Source organism: Microvirga sp. BSC39, from assembly GCF_000739015.1.
Classification (GTDB): Bacteria; Pseudomonadota; Alphaproteobacteria; order Rhizobiales; family Beijerinckiaceae; genus Microvirga.
In genome coordinates this window covers 72,109-90,931 of record NZ_JPUG01000076.1, presented here as the reverse complement: position 1 = coordinate 90,931, position 18,823 = coordinate 72,109, and the positions used below count along the sequence as shown (strand labels likewise).

Genomic DNA, 18,823 nt, shown 5'->3' with positions numbered 1-18,823 from the left:
CCGGAGATCATCGGAGCCCTGAGTGACCGACCAGCCTGACCTGTCGCCCGACGCCAAAGCCGCCCGCAGCCTTCTCTCCGCCGCGGCGGTACGGGAGCGGTCTCACCAGCTCCTGCAGGCGGGTCTCGAAGGCCGTCTCCAGCACTTCACCGTCGATCTCGCGCGGCTCGACGCCTGCGCGGACGAGGTCGTGACGACCATCCGCCAGGCCTATCCGTCCCTCGACATCCCGTTCCACGCCCGCTGGCGCCACTTCGCCGCCGGAGGACACGAGCGCTGGGGCGCGGTGATGCACGGCGCAGCGTGGGAAACAGCCGCCGACATGGCCCGCTCGGCCTTCGACCTCGCCATCGTGTCCGTGCTGCTCGATGCAGGCGCCGGCGCGCAATGGCGCTACGAGGAAGGCCGCACGGGCGAGACCTATATCCGTTCCGAGGGGCTTGCGGTGGCGAGCTTCGACATGTTCGTGAGCGGTGCCTTTTCCAGCCGGCCGGAGGACCCGTTCCGCGTCGATGCGGATGTGCTGATGACGCTGACGCCCGAGGATCTGGCCGAAGGCTTCCAGGTCTCGGCCGACAACCCGCTGGTGGGTCTCGAAGGCCGCGCCGCGCTCCTCAACCGCCTCGGCCGCGTGGTCGCAACGAACCCGGACATCTTCGGACAGGTGGACGATTCCCGCCCCGGCGGCCTCTTCGACGTGATCGCCGCGACGGCCGAGGGCGAGCGCATCAAGGCAACGGCGATCCTTGAAGCGCTGCTCGCCCATCTCGGCCCGATCTGGCCCGGCCGCATCACCCTCGGGGGAGTCGATCTCGGCGACACGTGGCGTCATCCGCTGGTCGAGGCGCAGGATGCCACCAAGGGGCTCATCCCGTTTCACAAGCTGTCGCAGTGGCTCTCCTATTCGCTGATCGAGCCGCTCGAATGGGCGGGCTTTACCGTGGTCGAAATCGACGGGCTCACAGGCCTGCCCGAATACCGCAACGGCGGACTGTTCCTCGACAGCGGCGTGATCGCCCTGAAGGATCCCTCGGACGCGAGCCGCGCCCATGCGGTGGATTCGCAGCTCGTGGTGGAATGGCGGGCCTTGACGGTCGCCCTTCTCGACCGCATTGCCGAACCGATCCGCGCGAAGCTAGGATTCGCGGCGGCGGACTTTCCCCTGGCCAAGGCGCTCGAAGGCGGCACCTGGGCCACGGGGCGGCGCTTGGCGAAGGAGAAGCGCGGCGACGGCTCGCCTCCTCTCAGCGTGATCAGCGACGGAACAGTGTTTTAGATGAATCAGCATACGACGATCAAAGAGGGAAGAAACATGCAGGGCGTCACCGTGGTCGATCATCCGCTGGTTCAGCACAAGCTGACCCTGATGCGGGACAAGGAGCGCTCGACGAAGGGCTTCCGCCAGCTCCTCAACGAGATCGGCATGCTGCTTTGCTACGAGGTCACCCGCGACCTGCCGATCGAGCGCATCCAGATCGAGACGCCGATGACCACCATGGAAGGCGCGCAGATCGCCGGCAAGAAGCTGGTGCTGGCTCCCATCCTGCGCGCCGGTGTCGGCTTCCTCGACGGCATGCTCACCCTCGTGCCGGCCGCCCGCGTGGCCCATATCGGGCTCTACCGCGATCCTGAATCGTTGCAGGCGGTGGAATACTACTTCAAAGCTCCCTCCGACCTTGCCGACCGCATGGTGCTGGTGCTCGATCCGATGCTCGCCACCGCCAACTCGGCCGTGGCCGCCATCGAGCGCCTGAAGGAGCGCGGCGCCAAGGACCTGCGCTTCGTCTGCCTGCTGGCCGCCCCCGAGGGCATCGAGCGGCTGCGCAGCGCGCACCCGGACGTGCATATCTGGACGGCCGCCATCGACGAGCGCCTGAACGACCACGGCTATATCGTGCCGGGTCTGGGCGATGCCGGCGACCGCATGTACGGAACGCGCTAAAGCCCGCGCGACTTATCCCTCATCTGTCAAAACGGGGTTATCGGCCTTGCGCTTCATCGTCGCCGACTGGGGAACGACCCGCTTTCGCGGCTATCTGATCGAGAACGAGACGGTTCTCGATCAGGTCTCGTCGGACGAGGGCGTCTCGGCCCTGCAAAAGGGCCAGCACCGGGACGTTTTCCTGCGTCAGTGCGGACCCTGGCTGCAGGCTGAGCCCGACGCACCGGTGCTGCTGGTGGGCATGGTGGGCAGCCGCGAGGGCTGGGTCGAGGCGCCCTATGCCACCTGCCCCGCCGGTCCGGCGGAAATCGCCCAGGCGCTCGTGCCGGTGGACCTGGGGAACGGCCGCAAGGGCCATATCATTCCGGGCCTGTTCTGCGAGCCCGCTCCCGGAGCCGCCGACGTGATGCGCGGCGAGGAGACGCTGGTTCTGGGCGCCGGCATCGACAATGGGCTGATCTGCTCGGCCGGCACGCATCCCAAATGGATCCTGATGCGCAATGGGCGCATCGAGCGCTTCGCCACCTATATGACCGGCGAGATGTACGCGCTGCTGCGGGAGCACTCCATGATCGGCCGCCCGGCGACGCAGCCTGAGGATCCCAAAGGGTTTGATCTCGGGATCGAGGCCGCCGAGCGCAATGCCGGCGAGGCCCGAGTCGGCCTGCTGCATCTTCTCTTCAGCGCCCGCGCGTCGGTCGTGTCCAACCGCATGCACAGCAGCCTGCTCGCGCCCTACCTGTCGGGCCTGCTCACGGGCGACGAGATCAACGGCGCGCTGGCCCAGTTCGGCCGCCCTGCCTCCGTGACGATCCTGGCTGCACCGGAGCGCGCGGAGCTCTACGTCCACGCGCTCAAGCGCCACGGCATCGAGGCGGAGATCAAGGATACGCAGCAGGCGCTGATCGCAGGATTGGCGCGGATCGCGCGCCAGCACGCGCTGAGTTAGCTCTTGCCGTCATCCCGAGCGGCGAAGCCGATCCGGGATCGTTCAATCCAGTCCAGCACTGTCATTCCGGGGCCGCGTAAGCGGAGCCCGAAACCCATAAACACTGACAATGCAGAATGGAAAAACCGTCAGCGGTTATGGATCCCCGCCTGCGCGGGGATGACAGCGTCGAGCTACCCGCGTTTCATTCTGTTAGCGGTCCCGGATCTCCACTGACGCTCCGTCCGGGATGACACGCACTCCGTTCGCCCTTAAGACTCACCCGAACCCTCGTCCTTGAACAAGGTCAAAACTCATGCCTCATCCCCTCCTTGCCGCCGCGAATGAAGCCTCGAAGCCCATCTGGCTCGTGACGGAACAGACTTGGCCTGAGATCGCCGGAAGCTTGCCGCCCATGGCGCAGGGCTTCGCGAAGGCTCAAGGATTCGCAGGCAAGGCGGCAAGCCATTGCCTCCTGCCGGATGCCAGTGGTGAGCTTTTTGGCGTCGCTTTCGGCATCAACGGGACGGACGCCAAGCAGAGCGATCCATTCCTCCCCGGCAAGCTCTCGACGCTGCTTCCAGAAGGCGTTTATCGCTTCGAGACCGAAGCCCCTAACCCGACGCTCGCCACCCTTGCCTGGCTGCTCGGCACCTACAGCTTTGGCCGCTACCGCAAGCGCAGCGAGAAGGCCGTTCGCCTCGTCGTGCCGAACGGCGTCGATTCGGAGGATGTGTCGCGCATCGCGGATGCCGTTGTTGCAAGCCGCGATCTCGTCAACACACCCACCAACGACCTCGGGCCCGACGGCATCGAGGCGGCCGCGCGCCAACTGGCGGACCGGCATGGCGCTTCCTTCACCAGCATCGTCGGCGACGACCTGCTGAAGCAGAACTTTCCGATGATCCATGCGGTCGGCCGCGCGTCCATCACGCCGCCGCGCCTCATCGACTTCACCTGGGGCAAGGCCGATGCGCCGCGCATCACACTGATCGGCAAGGGCGTTGCCTTCGACACCGGCGGCCTCGACATCAAGCCTGCCTCCTCCATGCTGCTCATGCGCAAGGACATGGGCGGCTCGGCGGCCACGCTGGCGCTGGCCGACATGATCATGGGCGCCAAGCTCCCCGTGCGCCTGCGCGTGCTGATCCCCGCTGTCGAGAACGCGATTTCGAGCAACGCCTTCCGCCCCGGCGACATCCTGCCGAGCCGCAAGGGCATCTCGGTCGAGATCGGCAACACGGATGCGGAAGGCCGCCTCATCCTGGCCGACGCTCTCGCGCTCGCCGACGAGGAGAGCCCCGATCTCATCGTCGATTTCGCTACGCTCACGGGCGCGGCCCGCGTGGCGCTCGGCCCCGAACTGCCGCCCTTCTACACCGACGACGATGCGTTGGCCGCCGATATCGCCCGCCACGGTGCAGCGGAGAACGACCCCGTCTGGCGCCTGCCGCTCTGGTATCCCTACCAAGCCCAGCTCGATTCCAAGTTCGCCGACATGAACAACACCGGCGGCCCCATGGGCGGCTCGATCACCGCGGCCCTGTTCCTGCGCCGCTTCGTGGAGGCCGCGAAGGCGCATGTGCATTTCGACATCTTCGCCTGGAACAACGCCACCAGGCCGGGACGTCCCGAGGGCGGCGAGGTCCAGGCGGCACGCCTCATGTATGCTCTCCTCAAGGAGCGTTATGGTGCTTGAGCCACTGGCGTTTCGGCGCCGAAGCGACTAGGAAACTGGGTTACAGAGTAAGGAGCTGCCCCGATGAGTTTCGACCGCCGCATCACGCCCGTCCGCACGGATCTCGCCGATGAGCGCCTGCGCGGGCAAGTCGAGGCCGAGCGCTTCACCACCGGCACGGTGAAGCGCCTCATCACCACCTTTTCTGCTCTGCACCGCCACCCTTCTCGCGAGGCGCCGGTCGATACACAAGCGATCTTCGGGGAGAGCGTGACCGTCTATGACGAGCACGAGGGCTGGGCCTGGGTGCAACTGCACGACGACGGCTATGTGGGCTACCTGCCTGGCGAGGCTCTCGGCGGGGCCGGAGCGGAGCCGACCCACAAGGTACGGGCCATCCGCACCTTCATCTATCCGGGACCGAACCTGAAGCTGCCCTACCAGAGCTACCTCACCCTGAATTCGAAGGTCGCGGTGACGCAAACCGAAGGTGACTATGCGAAGCTTGCCACCGGCGGCTGGGTCTTCGCCGCGCATCTGAGCGGCCTCGATGCATTCGAGACGGATTACGTCGCTGTAGCCGAGCGCTTCCTGCACACGCCCTATCTGTGGGGCGGCAAGACGAGCCTCGGCATCGACTGCTCGGGCCTCGCCCAGAGCGTGCTGACGGCCGCCGGCATCAAGGCCCCGCGCGACAGCGACATGCAGGAGCGCGACCTCGGGACGCCTGTCGAGGTGAAGCCGGACCTGAGCGGGCTCAAGCGCGGCGATCTCGTGTTCTGGAAGGGCCATGTGGGCCTGATGATGGACGAGACGAACTTCATCCACGCCACCGGCCACAGCATGACGGTGATGATCGAGCCGATCGCAGTGGCCGAAGAGCGCATTCGCCGCACGAGCTACGGGCCGATCAGTGCGATCAAGCGGCTGTAATCGGACAGCCGCGCGCCATCAATCGCGCTGGCCAAAGGGTATGCCGTCAGGCTCCTGAGGCAACCCATCGGTGATCTCCACCCATGGGGCCTTGGAGCCGACATGGTAGTGCATGCCGGCCTTCATGGATGGATCGGAATCGAGCGTGCCCAGCCGAAACCCGAGCCTGTCCGGATCCGTCTCGTCGCGCTTGTCGATGGGTGAACCGCAGCAGCCGGCGAAGAAGCGCTGAACACCAGGGCTCGATTGCCAACTGCGCAGCAGATCCTCACCGGCGACAAAGGTGAGCGCAGCGGCATCCAGGCCCGCGGTTGTGCGGAAGCTCGATCCTGAATGCTTCCGGCACCGCCAGCAATGGCAGTACGTGATAGGACCGGAGAGCTGACCTTTGATCTCGTAGCGGACCTGCCCGCAGGCGCATGAGCCTTTCAGCACCAAAAGCTCCTCCCGTAAGATCGCGTCTCAGTACCCCCGCACTCGATCCACCACGGCCTCAAACGCTTCACCAGCCTCATGGCGGCGGATCTGCTGCGCAATGTACCGCGCTGTCGCCTCCGGCTCGCTGGTCGCCGAGTTGTGCGGCGTGACCGTGACGTGCGGGTGGGTCCACAGTGGCGAGTCTTCCGGCAGGGGCTCGGTCTCGAACACGTCGAGAGTCGCAGCCCTCAGGGTGCCGTCGTCAAGGCAGGCCAGGATATCCGCTTCCACCTGCAGCTTGCCGCGTCCTGCATTGATGAGGATCGGTCCGCCGAGCCTGCCGTCGCGGGCGAGCTTCTCGAACAGGGAGCGGTTGAGCACGCCTTCCGTTTCCGGCGTGAGCGGCATGAGGGCGATGAGGATATCCGTGCGGTTGAGGAACGGCGTGAGCCCCTCCTCGCCGGCATAGACCTGGAAGCCTTCCACATCCTTCGTTGTGCGGCTCCAGCCGGCCACATCGAAGCCCATCATCTTCAGCTTGCGGGCGGAGTCCTGCCCCAGCACGCCGAAGCCCATGATGCCGACGCGCACATCGCCGGCAATCGGCGGCGCACGGTCAGGCTTCCAGCGTTTCGCCTTCTGGTCCTCATCGAAACGGCGCTGATCGCGCAGGTACATGAGGCAGTGCAGCACCATGTACTCGCTCATGCGGTGGGTGAGATCGTCCTGCGCCACGCGCACGATGGGCACATCCGGCAGATCGGGATAGCTCATCAGGTGGTCGACGCCGGCGCCGAGCGAGAAGATCGCCTCGAGGTTGGGCAGGCCCGACAGGCTCCCAGGCTTCGGCCCCCAGGTGGCCACGTAGCGGATGGCGCTCCTGTCGAAATCCTCACCGAGCACGACGACGTCGCGATCGGGCAGGAGGCGCTTGAAGCGCTCGACCCAGGGCTGTGTCTGCCAGGTGACGGCGACGAGAAGGCTCATGCCTTTGCTCCGATCCGCTCGAGAATGCTGGGACCCGGAGCGGCCTGGGCGTCGCCAATCGCATAAGCAGCACGCACGGCGCGCGCCGCCGCTTCGGCCGCGTCTTCGCTGCGCGCGTGCACGATGGCGAGCGGACGCGAGGCATTGACCGTCTCACCGATGGCTGCGAGATCCGTGAGACCGACAGCGTGATCGATGGGGTCCTGCGGACGCGTGCGGCCGCCGCCGAGCGCCACGACCGCCACGCCCACGTCGCGCGTGGCGATGCGCTGCACGATGCCGGAGCCTTCCGCGTGAATGGGGCGGATCACGGGAGCGGCCTGCAGATGCTTCTCGTGATTGTCGAGGAAGTCGGCGGGACCACCGAGAGCGGACACCATGCGCTGGAAAACCTCTGCCGCTTTGCCCGATGCAATCGCATGCTCGATCTTTGCACGAGCATCCTCGATGGTGGCAGCAAGCTTGCCGAGCACGAGCATCTCGGCGGAGAGCTCCACGGTCACCTCGTGGAAGCGCGTCTCGCGGCGACGCCCTGTCAGGTAATCGACCGCGTAAGCCATCTCGACTGCGTTGCCGGCGGCGGATGCGAGCGGCTCGTTCATGTCGGTCAGCAGCGCGCTCGTGGGCAGGCCTGCGCCGTTGGCGACGAGCACGAGGCTCTGGGCCAGCTTTCGCGCATCCTCGGCATTGTCCATGAAGGCGCCGGAGCCGAACTTCACGTCCATCACGAGACCCTGGAGACCGGCGGAGAGTTTCTTCGACAGGATGGAGGCGGTGATGAGATCAATGGATTCCACCGTCGCCGTCACGTCGCGGATGGCGTAGAGGCGCTTGTCGGCCGGTGCGAGATCGGCCGTCTGGCCGATGATGGCGCAGCCTACGTCCCGCGTGACACTGCGGAACGTGTCGAGATCGGGCTGCGTGACATAGCCCGGAATGGAATCGAACTTGTCCAGCGTGCCACCCGTGTGGCCGAGGCCGCGACCTGAGATCATCGGCACATAGCCGCCGCAGGCGGCGACCGCAGGCCCCAAGGCAAGGCTCACCGTGTCGCCGACGCCGCCGGTGGAATGCTTGTCGAGCACTGGACCCGGCAGATCCCAGGTCAGCACGGTTCCCGAGTTCATCATGGCGCGTGTCAACGCCACGCGCTCAGGCACGGAGAGGCCGCGGAAGAAGATCGCCATGGCGAAGGACGCCGCCTGGCCCTCGGTCACGCGGCCTGCGGTCATGCCTTCGATGAACTGCTCGATGTGCTCCGCCTCGAGCGTGCCGCCATCGCGTTTGCGGCGGATGATTTCCTGCGGAAGAAGGCTCATGCTAGTAGGCTCCGGTGGCGGCCGTGCCGGCCCGTCCTTCGATGGCGGCGATCAATGCATCGTAGACGCTGCTCGCGCCGATGCGGAAGGTCCGCGGCGTGGCCCAGCCGGGTCCCATGATGCGGTCGGCGAGATCGAGATAGATCTTCGCATCATCGACTGTACGGATGCCGCCGGAAGGCTTCAGGCCGACAGGCTTACCCGAGGCCTTGATGGCGTTGAGCATGATCTCGGCGGCTTCCGGCGTGGCGGAGACCGGCGTCTTGCCCGTGGAGGTCTTGATGAAGTCCGCACCCGCGTCGATGGCGATGCGGCTCGCGGTCTCGATGAGCTTGGGATCCTTCAGCTCGCCCGTCTCCAGGATCACCTTCAGCAGGCGATCGCCGTCGACGAGTTCGCGCACGGCCTCCACCATCTCGACAGCAGCCGCGAGATCGCCGCGTCGCACGGCATCATAGGGGATCACGAGATCGATTTCATTTGCGCCGTCGGAGAGCGCCTCCTGCGTGTCGTCCGCAACGCGGCTCACATCCTCGCCGCCGGCGGGAAAGTTCACCACGGTTGCGATGCGCACGGACGAGCCTTTGAGGCTTTCCCGGGACCGCTTCACGAATTGCGGCCACACGCACACGGCCGCCACGGGTCCGCGCGGATCGAGGGCCTTCTTGCACAGGGCATCGATGGCCTGATCCGTGCAGGTCTCCGTCAGGTCGGTGAGATCGAGACTGCGCAGGGCGCGCACTGCAATATCCGCATCAGGCATGGGGCAGCTCCGCGATGAAGGACCGGACGAGACGCTTGAATTTCTCGGAGGCTTCCGCCGCCGTGTCCTTGGTCTCCTGGTGCGAGGGCGACGCACCCTCGATACCGGCAGCCAGATTGGTGACGACGGAAATGGCCGCGACCCTCAGGCCGTAATAGCGGGCGAGGATGACCTCAGGCACCGTGGACATACCCACGAGATCGCTGCCGAGGATCTGCACCATCTTGATCTCGGCCGGCGTCTCGAAGCTCGGCCCCGACAGCCAGGCATAGACGCCCTCGGGCAGCGCGATGCCGGTCTTCTGCGCGGCGCGCTGCAGCGTCTGGCGCAAGCCCTCGTCGTAAGCGCCCGTGAGCGAGACGAAGCGGCCTTCCGTATGATCGCGCAGCAGCGGATTGGCGCCCGAGAGGTTGAGGTGATCGCTGATGGCCACGAGGCTGCCGGGTCGGATATCGGCCCGCACCGAGCCCGCCGCATTGGTGGCGACCAGCGTCGAGATGCCAAGCTCCTTCACGAAGGCGACAGGCACGCGCATCGCGCCAGCATCGCCCGTCTCGTAATAGTGCGCACGGCCCTGGAACAGCAGAACGCGCTTCCCTTCGAGCGTACCGGCGACAAGCTTGCCCGCATGGCCGGAGACGCCGCTTCTCGGGAAATGCGGGATCTCCGCGTAAGGGAGGCTTACCGGATCGCTCACCTCGTCGACCAGCGTTCCCAGTCCCGTGCCGAGCACGAAGGCTGCATCGAAGTGGCCGTCGAAGCCGCGGCTGCGCACGAAGGCGGCCGCCTCTTGAATCATCTGCTGCATGGTCATCTCAGGCCTGACGTGCAGGCCTTCCTTTCATCAAAGCAAAACGCTTTACCGATCCGTCAAATTGTCGGGGCCGAAGGAGAAGGGCAACAGCTCGTCGAGGGTGAAGCTCTTCCGGATGCCTTCCGGTCCCGCGATGTGGATCGGCGTGTCGGGCCCGGCGAACTCGCGGATGCGCTGGCGGCAGCCGCCGCAGGGTGTGACGAGGTTCTCGCCCTCGCCCATCACGACGATCTGCGCGATGCGGTTTCCATCGCCGGCGATCATGGCTGAAATGGCACCAGCCTCCGCACAGGAGCCCACCGGATAGGCCGCGTTCTCCACGTTGCAGCCGGTAAAGACCTGGCCGTCTACGGTCAGAATAGCGGCGCCGACCTTGAACCGCGAATACGGCGCATAGGCCTTGGCTTGGATCGCCTTGGCTGCCTCGAACAGGGTATCCAGCGATGCCATGCTCAGCGCTCCTTCACATAAGGCACGCCGGACGCGCGCGGCGGAATCGCCTTGCCGATCACGCCGGCGAGCAGGATGACCGTCATGAGATAGGGCATCGCCTGGATGGCCTGCACGGGCACCTCGCCGATGCCGGGCAGTGAGAGGCCCTGCAGTTGGTTGGCGCTGGCATCGAGCAGGCCGAAGAGGAAGCAGGCGCCGAGCGCGGGCCACGCGCGCCACTTGGCGAAGATGAGAGCGGCGAGCGCGATGAAGCCGCGCCCCGCCGTCATGTTGGGCAGGAAGCCTGCCGCCTGTCCGACCGACAGGTAGGCACCTGCAAATCCGCACAGCACGCCCGCGATGATGACGGCGGTGTAACGCAGCTTCGTCACCGAGATGCCGGCGGTGTCGACCGCAGCCGGATTCTCGCCGACGGCTCGAAGTCGAAGCCCGAAGCGCGTGCGTCCGAGAACGAACCATGTGATCGGCACTGCGAGCAGGACGATGTAAACAAGCGCCGAATGACCAAAGAGCACGCTGCCGAAGCGCTGATCGCCCTCCAGCGGCGGCGTGCGCCCACCCTGCCCGTACCAGGCATTGCCCACGATGGCGGTGAGACCCGCGGCCAGCATGTTGATGGCAACACCGGAGACGATCTGGTTGCCGCGCTGGCTGATGGAGGCGAAGCCGTGAACGAGCCCGATGGCCACGGAGGCCGCGATGCCGATGAGGAGGCCGGCCCAGGCGGAGCCGAACGCATAGGCGCCGGCAGCGCCGGCAAAAGCCGCCACCAGCATCTTGCCCTCAAGGCCGATATCCACCACGCCCGAGCGCTCGGACCAGAGGCCCGCAAGGCAGGCGGCGAGAAGCGGGATCGAGAGCCGCAGGGCCGAGTCGAAGATGGTGACGAGAATGCCGAGATCCATGGCTCAAGCCCTCGCCAGTTTCTGACGTGCGAACAGATGCGCCACCAGACGCCGGAACAACCCGTCCAGCGCACCCGCGAACAGGATGATGATGCCGCCGATCACCACCACCATGTCGCGGGTGATGGCCGGCTGCTCGAAGGCGAGTTCCGCGCCGCCTTGATAGAGGATGCCGAACAGGAGCGAGGCTAGGATGATGCCGACCGGATGCGCGCGGCCCATGAGCGCCACCGCGATCCCCACGAAGCCGTAGCCCGAGGTGAACTCGAGCAGGAGGCGGTGCTGGTAGCCCATGAGTTCGTTAACGGCGAGACCGCCCGCCAACGCGCCGGAGATTACCATGGCGATGATGATGATCCGCGCGGGCGAGATACCGGCGTAGACCGCAGCACTCGGGTTCGACCCGACGACGCGGATCGCATAGCCGAGGCGCGAGCGGTAGATGAGGAGCCAGACGAAATAGGCAGCAGCCAGCGCCAGCACCAGCGTGAGATTCAGCTGCGAGTTCGGAATCTCGATGCCCACGGCGGCAAAGACGTCGTGCATGAACGGGATGTACGACTGCTCCGGGAAGGCGCGCGTTTCCGGGTTCATGGATTGCGGTTCGCGCAGCACGTTCACGAGCAGGTAGACGATCAGCACGCTGGCGAGCCAGTTGAACATGATCGTCGTAATCACGATGTGGCTGCCGCGCTTTGCCTGCAGATAACCCGGAATGGCTGCCCACAGGGCGCCGAAGGCCGCAGCCCCCAGGATGCCGAGCGGGATGAGCAGGAAGCCCGGCAGGAAGGTGAGGTTGTTGAGCACCAGCGCAATGCCGAGGCCCGCAAGCGTCGCCTGTCCCTCGCCGCCGATGTTGAACAGGCCGGCATGATAAGCGACGGCAACGGCCAATCCGACGAAGATGAAGTCGGTCATGTAGAACAGGGTGAAGCCGAGCCCCTCCCCGGTGCCGAGGCTGCCCTGGAGCAGCCAGCGCGTGGCGGTCAGCGGATTCTCGCCGATGGCAAGTACCACGAGGCCGGCGACAAGAAACGCCGCCACCACGGAGATGGCGGGCACGAGAACCGTATCTGCCCATCTGGGCAGGTCGAGAGGAGCACTCACGTCTTAAGCATCCGGCAGGAACATGTGGCCCTGCTCATCGAGAGGAAAGGATGGATTCCAGGCGACTTCCCAGAGATGTCCGTCAGGATCGGCGAAATAGCCCGAATAGCCGCCCCAGAAAACATCCTGCAGCGGCTTGACCGGTTGCGCGCCCGCCTTCACGGCCAGAGCATACACCTCGTCAGCCTCCTCTTTGGAGCGGGCATTGTAGGCGAGCGTGATGGCCGCAAATCCGGTGGGCTTGTCCTCGACTCCGGCATCCTTGGCGAGATCGGCGCGACCGAAGAGAGCAAGCGCCAGACCGTTTGCCTGATAGAACGCGACGCTGGGCTGGCTGGCGGAGGACGCCTTCCAGCCCCAGGCCTCGTAGAAGGCGCGGGATTTCGGGAGATCGGCCACGCCAAGGGTCACTAGTGTCAATCGCGGCTGCATCACGCGGCCTCGTCCACGACGCCGGCCATGAGCAGGCCGAGTTCCTGCTCGTTGGTCTGGGAGGCCTTGCGCTCACCGGTGATCTTGCCGCCGCACATGGTGAGGATGCGGTCGGAGAGGTTCATGATCTCGTCGAGTTCCACCGAGACCAGGAGGATCGCAACGCCCGCATCGCGCAGGGCGATCAGGCGGCGATGGATGAACTCGATGGCCCCGATATCGACGCCGCGGGTCGGCTGTCCCACGAGGAGCACCTTCGGGTTGCGCTCGATTTCGCGCGCCAGGACGATTTTCTGCTGATTGCCGCCGGAGAACTTGGACGATTTCAGCCGCGGCGCGGGCGGGCGCACATCGTACTGCTCCATCTTCTGCGCGAGATCCGCAACGAGACGGTCGTGATCGAGGATGGGACCGCGGCCGAGATGCGGCTCGTGGCTGAAGCCGAGAATGGCGCTCTCGAAGGCCGGAAATGCAGGCACGAGACCCGTACGCAGACGATCCTCCGGCACGTGCAGCAGGCCGAGCTGGCGCATGCGGTGCGGATTGTGCTCGCTCGAATGGATCGCCTTCCCTTCAAGGCGGATCGAGCCCAGCACCGGCTGGCGCATGCCGGCAATCGCTTCGAGCAATTCGCTCTGTCCGTTGCCGGCCACGCCCGCGATGCCGACGATCTCGCCCGCGCGAATGGTGAAGGAGGCAGAGGCCACGCGCAGCACGCCGCGACCATCGACGACGGACAGGTTATCGACCTCGAGCAATGGCGCGCCGGGCGTCTTTTCCGCCTTCTCGACACGCAGGAGCACCCGCCGGCCCACCATCAGCTCGGCGAGTTCCGGCGGCGAGGTATTGGCAGTCTCAACGGTGGCCACCATCTCGCCACGGCGCATGACCGAGACGCGATCCGTGATCGCCATGATCTCGCGCAGCTTGTGGGTGATGAGAATGACGGTCTTGCCCTGCTCCTTCAGCGAGCGCAGCAGACCGAACAGCGCATCGGCCTCCGGCGGTGTGAGAACGGCGGTGGGCTCGTCGAGAATGAGAATGTCCGCGCCGCGATAGAGGGCTTTCAGGATCTCGACGCGCTGCTGCAGGCCGACGGAGAGATCGCCCACGGTGGCATCCACATCGATCTCGAGGCCGTAATCCTTTGCCAGCCGCGCCAGCTCCGCGCGCACCTTGGCCTCGCCCACCCGCAGCATGGCGCCGCCTTCGGCCCCGAGCATCACGTTCTCGACCACGCTCAGGGGCTCTACCAGCATGAAGTGCTGGTGCACCATGCCGATGCCGGCCTGAATGGCGTCGTCGGGAGAGCGGATGGCAATGGGTTTGCCGTTGACCCGGATCTCGCCGGAATCGGCCTCATAGAAGCCGTAGAGGATCGACATGAGGGTCGACTTGCCCGCACCGTTCTCGCCGACGATGCCGTGAATGGTGCCGCGCGCGACGGAGAGGTTCACGTCCCTGTTGGCGTGAACGGCGCCGAAGCTCTTGTTGATGGCAATGAGTTCAATGGCGGGGGACATCGGCCTCAAGGTGGTTGTCCGGCAAAGGAAAAAGCGACCGGGATCTTATCGGAAAACGCGCGAACCTAAAAACGGAAACGGCCGCAGGCCCTCTTCGAGAATGCCTGCGGCCGGATCGATGCGTCAGATTACATCGGGCACTTGGAGTCCGACATGTAGTCGTGGACCTTGATGGCGCCGGACTTGATGTCGGCGGCGGCCTTGTCGGCGGCGGCCTTCATCTCGGCGGTGATGAGCGACTTGTTGTGCTCGTCGAGGGCCCAGGCCACGCCGTCTTCCTTGAGGCCGAGCACCGAGACGCCGGCCTTGAAGGTGCCCTTCTTGGCCTGATCGAAGGCGTTGTAGGTCGCCACATCCACGCGCTTGACCATGGAGGTCAGGATCTTGCCCGGATGCATGCCGTTCTGGTTGGAATCGACGCCGATGCCGAGCTTGCCAGCGTCGGCCGCAGCGCGCATGACGCCCACGCCCGTGCCGCCGGCCGCGTGATAGATCACGTCGGCGCCGCGATCGATCTGGCCCTTGGCGAGCTCGCCGCCCTTCACCGGATCGTTCCAGGCCGCGCCCGTGGTGCCGGTCATGTTCTGGAACACCTCGGCGTCCTTCTTGGCGTGCTTCACGCCCTGGACATAACCGCAGGCAAACTTGCGGATGAGCGGGATGTCCATGCCGCCCACGAAGCCGACCTTGTTGGTCTTCGAGGCCTGAGCCGCCAGGAGGCCGACCAGGAACGAGCCCTCATGCTCCTTGAACACGACGGACTGCACGTTCGGCTTCTCGACCACGGCGTCGATGATGGCGAACTGGGTCTTCGGGAACTCCTCGGCGACCTTCTTCAGCGCGGTCTCCTGGGAGAAGCCCACGGCCAGGATCGGCGAGAAGCCGTCGCGGGCGAAGCGGCGCAGGGCCTGCTCGCGCTGGGCGTCGTTCTGCGGCTCGAAATCGCGGTAGTCGGTGCCCGTGTCCTTCTTGTACTTCTCGGCGCCCGTATGGACGCCCTCGTTGAAGGACTTGTCGAACTTGCCGCCGAGATCGTAGACGATCGCGGGCTTGAAGGCCGGAGCCTGGGCGAAGGCGAAGGAAGCGGAAAAGGCGAGGCCCGCGAGCGCGAGGCCGAACTTGGTTACTGTCATCGGCTTTGTTCCCTGTTAGACGCCGGCTTTTTAGCCGGTTGCCCCATGACGATGGCACGGCAAGGGTCACAACGCCAAGGCCTCTGTCAAGGCGGCATGTTATTTCCTTCACGGAAAGGTTGATAGCCTGCCCCGTTCCCGTAAGGTCACGCCATGTCACTGAGTCCAGACGAAATCGACCGCTATGCCCGCCACCTCGTCCTGAGGGACGTGGGCGGGCCGGGGCAGCAGAAGCTTAAAAGCGCTCGCGTCCTCGTGATCGGCGCCGGCGGCCTGGGCGCGCCCCTGATCCAGTACCTCGCGGCCGCCGGGATCGGCGCCATCGGCATCGTGGACGACGACACGGTAAGCCTCTCGAACCTGCAGCGGCAGGTGATCCACGGGACGCCTGATATAGGCCGCCCCAAGGTGGAGAGCGCTGTAGATGCGGTCAGGCGGCTCAATCCGCATGTGGCGGTCGAGACCCATGCCATTCGTCTGACGCCCGAGAACGTGCGGGAACTGGTCGGCCGCTACGACATCGTTGCCGACGGCTCCGACAATTTCGACACCCGCTATGCGGTGTCCGATGCCTGCTTCTTCGAGAAGAAGCCCCTGGTGACGGCGGCTTTGGGACAGTTCGACGCCTCGCTCACGGCGATCCGAGCGCATGAAACCAACCCGGACGGGCGGCCGAACCCCACCTATCGCTGCCTCTTCCCCTCCCCGCCTCCGCCCGGTGCAATACCGACCTGCGCCGAGGCCGGCGTGCTCGGGGCGCTCGCCGGTGTCATGGGCAGCCTGATGGCCATGGAGGTGATCCGGGAGATCGTCGGCTTCGGCGAGAGCCTCGTCGGGCGGCTGCTCATGGTCGATGCCCGCTCGATGCGGTTCGATACGGTGCGCTATGGGTGGGACGAGGGGAACCCGTTGAGCGGCACAGAAGCGTCTTAACTCTCTCCCCTGCGCGGGAGAGGGTGGCGAACGGAGTGAGCCGGGAGAGGGGAAGTCCGGACGAGCACAGCCCCTCTCCCGACCCTCGCTCACGCGAGGGCCACCCTCTCCCGCTAAAGGGGAGAGGGCTGATTAAGAGCGCAGCACTGCGCCGGTCTTCTTCGACACCTCGCCGACGATCTTGGCGGACACCGCCTCGATCTCCACGTCGGTGAGCGTCTTCTCCGTGGGCTGGAGAGTGACGGCGATGGCGACGGACTTCTTGTCCGGGTCGATGCCGGTGCCCTCGTAGATGTCGAACACGTCGACGCCCACGATGAGCTGGCGCTCGGCCCCTTGCGCCGCCTTCACGATGTCGCCGGCCGCCACGTCGCGGCCGACCACGAAGGCGAAGTCGCGGGTGAGCGGCTGGAAGTCGGGCAAGTTCAGCTTCGGCTTCATCTTGGTCGGCTTCGCTTTGGGCGGCGGCAGCGCGTCGAGATTCAGCTCGAAAGCCACCAGCGGCCCCTTCAGGTCGAGAGCTTTCAACACCTTCGGGTGAACCTCGCCGAAGGCGCCGACCACGTTCTTCGGCCCGAACTGCAGGGTGCCCGAACGGCCCGGATGGAACCAGGCCGGGCCGCCGGCCACGATCTGGAGACCGCCGGACGGGATGCCGAGCGCGGCCAGCAGCGCCAGCACGTCGGCCTTGGCGTCGTAAGCATCGACGCTTTGCGCGCCGCCGTCCCAGTGACGGCCCACGCCCTCGGCGCGCGCCGTGCCCCGGCGGACGGCCGCTGCCTTGATCGACTGCCCTTCCGGCTGGTCGGACGCGAAGGTCTGGCCGACCTCGAACAGGGCCACGTCACCGAAGCCGCGATCCGCGTTGCGCTGCGCCGCCTTCAGTAGACCGGGCAGCAGGCTCGGGCGCATGTCGGAGAGTTCGGCCGCGATCGGGTTGGCGAGCGCAAGCCGCGCATCGCCGCCGCCGAACAGCTCCGCCTCGCTCCTGGCGATGAACGACCAGGTGACGGCTTCCACCAGACCGCGCACCGCGAGCGAACGGCGGGCCAGCCGCGTGCGCTTCTGGATCAGGGTCAGAATGGGCTTGGCCACCACGTCTTCGAGGCGGGGCAAGGGCTTGGGCTCGATGCGGTCGACGCCGGCGATGCGGATGACCTCCTCGACGAGATCCGCCTTGCCCTCGATGTCCGGGCGCCAGGACGGAGCCGTGACGCTCACACGCTCGCCCGAGCCCTGCACCTGGAAGCCGAGCTTCTTCAGGATCTGCTCGGACTCGGAGGGCTGCACGTCGAGACCGGACAGGCGCGGAACCTCCGAATAGGGGAAGTCGATCACGCGCGTCGCCTTAGGCACTTGGCCCGCAACAACGGCCTCGCTCGCCTCGCCGCCGCACAGGTCGATCACCAGCTGCGTGGCGAGATCGAGACCCGGCACCGTGAAGGCCGGGTCGACCCCGCGCTCGAAGCGGTAGCGCGCATCGGTGATGATCCCGAGCTTGCGGCCTGTCTGCGCGATGTTCAGCGGATCCCACAGGGCGGATTCGATCAGCACGTCCGTGGTGGCCTCATCCGAGCCGGAATGCTCGCCGCCCATGATGCCGGCTATGGACTCCACGCCGCTCTCGTCGGCGATCACCACGTTGCCGGAATCGAGCTTGTAGGTGCGCCCGTCGAGGGCCAGCACCTCCTCGCCCTCCTTCGCTCGGCGCACGGTGAGGTTGCCCTTCACCTTCTTGAGGTCGAACACGTGGAGCGGACGGCCCCGATCGAAGGTGATGTAGTTGGTGATATCCACCAGCGCGTTGATCGGACGAAGGCCGATGGCGAGCAGGCGGCGCTGCATCCATTCCGGCGACGGGCCGTTCTTCACGCTGCGCACGAGGCGCAGCGCGAAGGCCGGGCAGAGCTTCGCGTCCTCGCCGGAGAAGTCGAGCGTCACCGAGACCGGGCATGCACCCTTGCCCGGCACGGGCGCAACGGCATCGCCCTTGAGGGTGCCGAGGCCGGCGGCCGCGAGATCGCGGGCGATGCCGTGGATCGACGTGCAGTCCGGGCGGTTCGGCGTCAGGTTGATCTCGATCACCGGATCGTCGAGACCGGCATAGGCCGCATAGGGCTGGCCCAATGGCGCATCCTCGGGCAGGTCGATGATGCCGTCGTGATCGTCGGAGATCTCGAGCTCAGAGCCCGAGCACAGCATGCCCTTGCTCTCGACGCCCCGGATGGTGCCGACGCCGAGCGTGATGTTCTTGCCCGGGATGTAGGTGCCGGGCGGCGCGAACACGCTCTTCATGCCGGTGCGGGCGTTGGGCGCTCCGCAGACCACTTGGATCGGGTCCCCCTCGCCCGTATCGACCATGCACACGCGCAGGCGATCGGCATTGGGGTGCTGCACGGCGGAGATCACATAGGCGACCTTGTAAGGCGCCAGCGCCTTCGCCTTGTCCTCCACGCCCTCGACCTCAAGGCCGATGCGGGTGAGCGTCTCGACGATCTCGTCGAAGGAGGCCGAGGTCTCGAGGTGATCCTTGAGCCAGGAGAGAGTGAATTTCAT

General features: G+C 66.0%; 18 protein-coding genes. 6 read left to right on the top strand and 12 right to left on the bottom strand.

Annotated features, from left to right (window positions below; all coding sequences use genetic code 11):
- The first annotated feature begins 22 nt into the window (after positions 1-22).
- From MA07_RS21510 to MA07_RS21490, 5 genes are all read left to right on the top strand, one after another.
- On the top strand, positions 23-1,276 hold the full coding sequence (locus tag MA07_RS21510; RefSeq protein ID WP_081929109.1) for a URC4/urg3 family protein: 1,254 nt from the start codon (positions 23-25) through the stop codon (positions 1,274-1,276).
- 36 nt (positions 1,277-1,312) lie between these two features.
- Positions 1,313-1,942, top strand: coding sequence for a uracil phosphoribosyltransferase (gene upp, locus MA07_RS21505; protein ID WP_036356995.1), 630 nt, complete (start codon positions 1,313-1,315; stop codon positions 1,940-1,942).
- Positions 1,943-1,988: 46 nt separating this feature from the next.
- Positions 1,989-2,891, top strand: a complete 903-nt coding sequence (locus tag MA07_RS21500; protein WP_052003409.1) for a 2-dehydro-3-deoxygalactonokinase — start codon at positions 1,989-1,991, stop codon at positions 2,889-2,891.
- 295 nt (positions 2,892-3,186) lie between these two features.
- Complete coding sequence (locus MA07_RS21495; RefSeq protein ID WP_036356610.1) at positions 3,187-4,569, top strand: leucyl aminopeptidase family protein; 1,383 nt, start codon at positions 3,187-3,189, stop codon at positions 4,567-4,569.
- A gap of 63 nt (positions 4,570-4,632) precedes the next feature.
- A complete protein-coding gene (locus MA07_RS21490; protein ID WP_036356607.1) occupies positions 4,633-5,481 on the top strand; it encodes an NlpC/P60 family protein in 849 nt (282 codons plus the stop codon).
- An 18-nt stretch (positions 5,482-5,499) separates the two neighbouring features.
- On the opposite strand, the gene MA07_RS21485 is transcribed toward MA07_RS21490, so the two are convergent.
- The 11 genes from MA07_RS21485 to MA07_RS21435 form a co-directional block, all read right to left on the bottom strand.
- Positions 5,500-5,916 (bottom strand): GFA family protein, encoded by a 417-nt coding sequence (locus MA07_RS21485; RefSeq protein ID WP_036356990.1) that lies wholly within the window; start codon positions 5,914-5,916, stop codon positions 5,500-5,502.
- A 27-nt stretch (positions 5,917-5,943) separates the two neighbouring features.
- Positions 5,944-6,885 (bottom strand): glyoxylate/hydroxypyruvate reductase A, encoded by a 942-nt coding sequence (locus MA07_RS21480; protein WP_036356604.1) that lies wholly within the window; start codon positions 6,883-6,885, stop codon positions 5,944-5,946.
- Positions 6,882-8,204 carry a thymidine phosphorylase gene (gene deoA, locus MA07_RS21475; protein WP_036356601.1) on the bottom strand — a complete coding sequence of 441 codons (1,323 nt, stop codon included), beginning with the start codon at positions 8,202-8,204 and terminating at the stop codon, positions 6,882-6,884. The genes MA07_RS21480 and deoA overlap by 4 nt, the downstream gene beginning before the upstream one ends.
- A 1-nt stretch (position 8,205) precedes the next feature.
- Positions 8,206-8,967 carry a deoxyribose-phosphate aldolase gene (deoC, locus tag MA07_RS21470; protein ID WP_036356597.1) on the bottom strand — a complete coding sequence of 254 codons (762 nt, stop codon included), beginning with the start codon at positions 8,965-8,967 and terminating at the stop codon, positions 8,206-8,208.
- Positions 8,960-9,781, bottom strand: a complete 822-nt coding sequence (locus MA07_RS21465; RefSeq protein ID WP_280114253.1) for a purine-nucleoside phosphorylase — start codon at positions 9,779-9,781, stop codon at positions 8,960-8,962. The genes deoC and MA07_RS21465 overlap by 8 nt, the downstream gene beginning before the upstream one ends.
- 45 nt (positions 9,782-9,826) lie before the next feature.
- Positions 9,827-10,231, bottom strand: coding sequence for a cytidine deaminase (cdd, locus tag MA07_RS21460; RefSeq protein WP_036356594.1), 405 nt, complete (start codon positions 10,229-10,231; stop codon positions 9,827-9,829).
- Between the two features lie 2 nt (positions 10,232-10,233).
- Positions 10,234-11,139 (bottom strand): ABC transporter permease, encoded by a 906-nt coding sequence (locus tag MA07_RS21455; protein ID WP_036356591.1) that lies wholly within the window; start codon positions 11,137-11,139, stop codon positions 10,234-10,236.
- Positions 11,140-11,142: 3 nt separating this feature from the next.
- Positions 11,143-12,246 (bottom strand): ABC transporter permease, encoded by a 1,104-nt coding sequence (locus tag MA07_RS21450; protein WP_036356588.1) that lies wholly within the window; start codon positions 12,244-12,246, stop codon positions 11,143-11,145.
- A gap of 3 nt (positions 12,247-12,249) precedes the next feature.
- On the bottom strand, positions 12,250-12,678 hold the full coding sequence (locus MA07_RS21445) for a VOC family protein (protein WP_036356586.1): 429 nt from the start codon (positions 12,676-12,678) through the stop codon (positions 12,250-12,252).
- The gene (locus MA07_RS21440; protein ID WP_036356583.1) at positions 12,678-14,201 is read right to left on the bottom strand and encodes an ABC transporter ATP-binding protein; all 1,524 of its coding nucleotides are present in this window, start codon (positions 14,199-14,201) and stop codon (positions 12,678-12,680) included. Before MA07_RS21440 ends, MA07_RS21445 begins: the two co-directional genes overlap by 1 nt.
- A 128-nt stretch (positions 14,202-14,329) precedes the next feature.
- On the bottom strand, positions 14,330-15,334 hold the full coding sequence (locus tag MA07_RS21435; RefSeq protein WP_036356580.1) for a BMP family ABC transporter substrate-binding protein: 1,005 nt from the start codon (positions 15,332-15,334) through the stop codon (positions 14,330-14,332).
- A 153-nt stretch (positions 15,335-15,487) separates the two neighbouring features.
- Here MA07_RS21435 and moeB point away from each other — a divergent pair, with 153 nt between their 5' ends.
- Complete coding sequence (gene moeB / locus MA07_RS21430; RefSeq protein WP_036356577.1) at positions 15,488-16,267, top strand: molybdopterin-synthase adenylyltransferase MoeB; 780 nt, start codon at positions 15,488-15,490, stop codon at positions 16,265-16,267.
- A 132-nt stretch (positions 16,268-16,399) separates the two neighbouring features.
- On the opposite strand, the gene pheT is transcribed toward moeB, so the two are convergent.
- On the bottom strand, positions 16,400-18,823 hold the full coding sequence (gene pheT, locus MA07_RS21425) for a phenylalanine--tRNA ligase subunit beta (RefSeq protein WP_036356574.1): 2,424 nt from the start codon (positions 18,821-18,823) through the stop codon (positions 16,400-16,402).

Coding starts and splice junctions, on each gene's coding strand:
- MA07_RS21465 (WP_280114253.1), bottom strand. CDS start 9,781: ATGACCATGCAGCAGATGATTCAAGAGGCGGCCGCCTTCGTGCGCAGC.
- MA07_RS21490 (WP_036356607.1), top strand. CDS start 4,633: ATGAGTTTCGACCGCCGCATCACGCCCGTCCGCACGGATCTCGCCGAT.
- MA07_RS21480 (WP_036356604.1), bottom strand. CDS start 6,885: ATGAGCCTTCTCGTCGCCGTCACCTGGCAGACACAGCCCTGGGTCGAG.
- deoA (WP_036356601.1), bottom strand. CDS start 8,204: ATGAGCCTTCTTCCGCAGGAAATCATCCGCCGCAAACGCGATGGCGGC.
- deoC (WP_036356597.1), bottom strand. CDS start 8,967: ATGCCTGATGCGGATATTGCAGTGCGCGCCCTGCGCAGTCTCGATCTC.
- MA07_RS21455 (WP_036356591.1), bottom strand. CDS start 11,139: ATGGATCTCGGCATTCTCGTCACCATCTTCGACTCGGCCCTGCGGCTC.
- MA07_RS21495 (WP_036356610.1), top strand. CDS start 3,187: ATGCCTCATCCCCTCCTTGCCGCCGCGAATGAAGCCTCGAAGCCCATC.
- moeB (WP_036356577.1), top strand. CDS start 15,488: ATGTCACTGAGTCCAGACGAAATCGACCGCTATGCCCGCCACCTCGTC.
- upp (WP_036356995.1), top strand. CDS start 1,313: ATGCAGGGCGTCACCGTGGTCGATCATCCGCTGGTTCAGCACAAGCTG.
- MA07_RS21445 (WP_036356586.1), bottom strand. CDS start 12,678: ATGCAGCCGCGATTGACACTAGTGACCCTTGGCGTGGCCGATCTCCCG.
- MA07_RS21435 (WP_036356580.1), bottom strand. CDS start 15,334: ATGACAGTAACCAAGTTCGGCCTCGCGCTCGCGGGCCTCGCCTTTTCC.
- MA07_RS21440 (WP_036356583.1), bottom strand. CDS start 14,201: ATGTCCCCCGCCATTGAACTCATTGCCATCAACAAGAGCTTCGGCGCC.
- cdd (WP_036356594.1), bottom strand. CDS start 10,231: ATGGCATCGCTGGATACCCTGTTCGAGGCAGCCAAGGCGATCCAAGCC.
- pheT (WP_036356574.1), bottom strand. CDS start 18,823: ATGAAATTCACTCTCTCCTGGCTCAAGGATCACCTCGAGACCTCGGCC.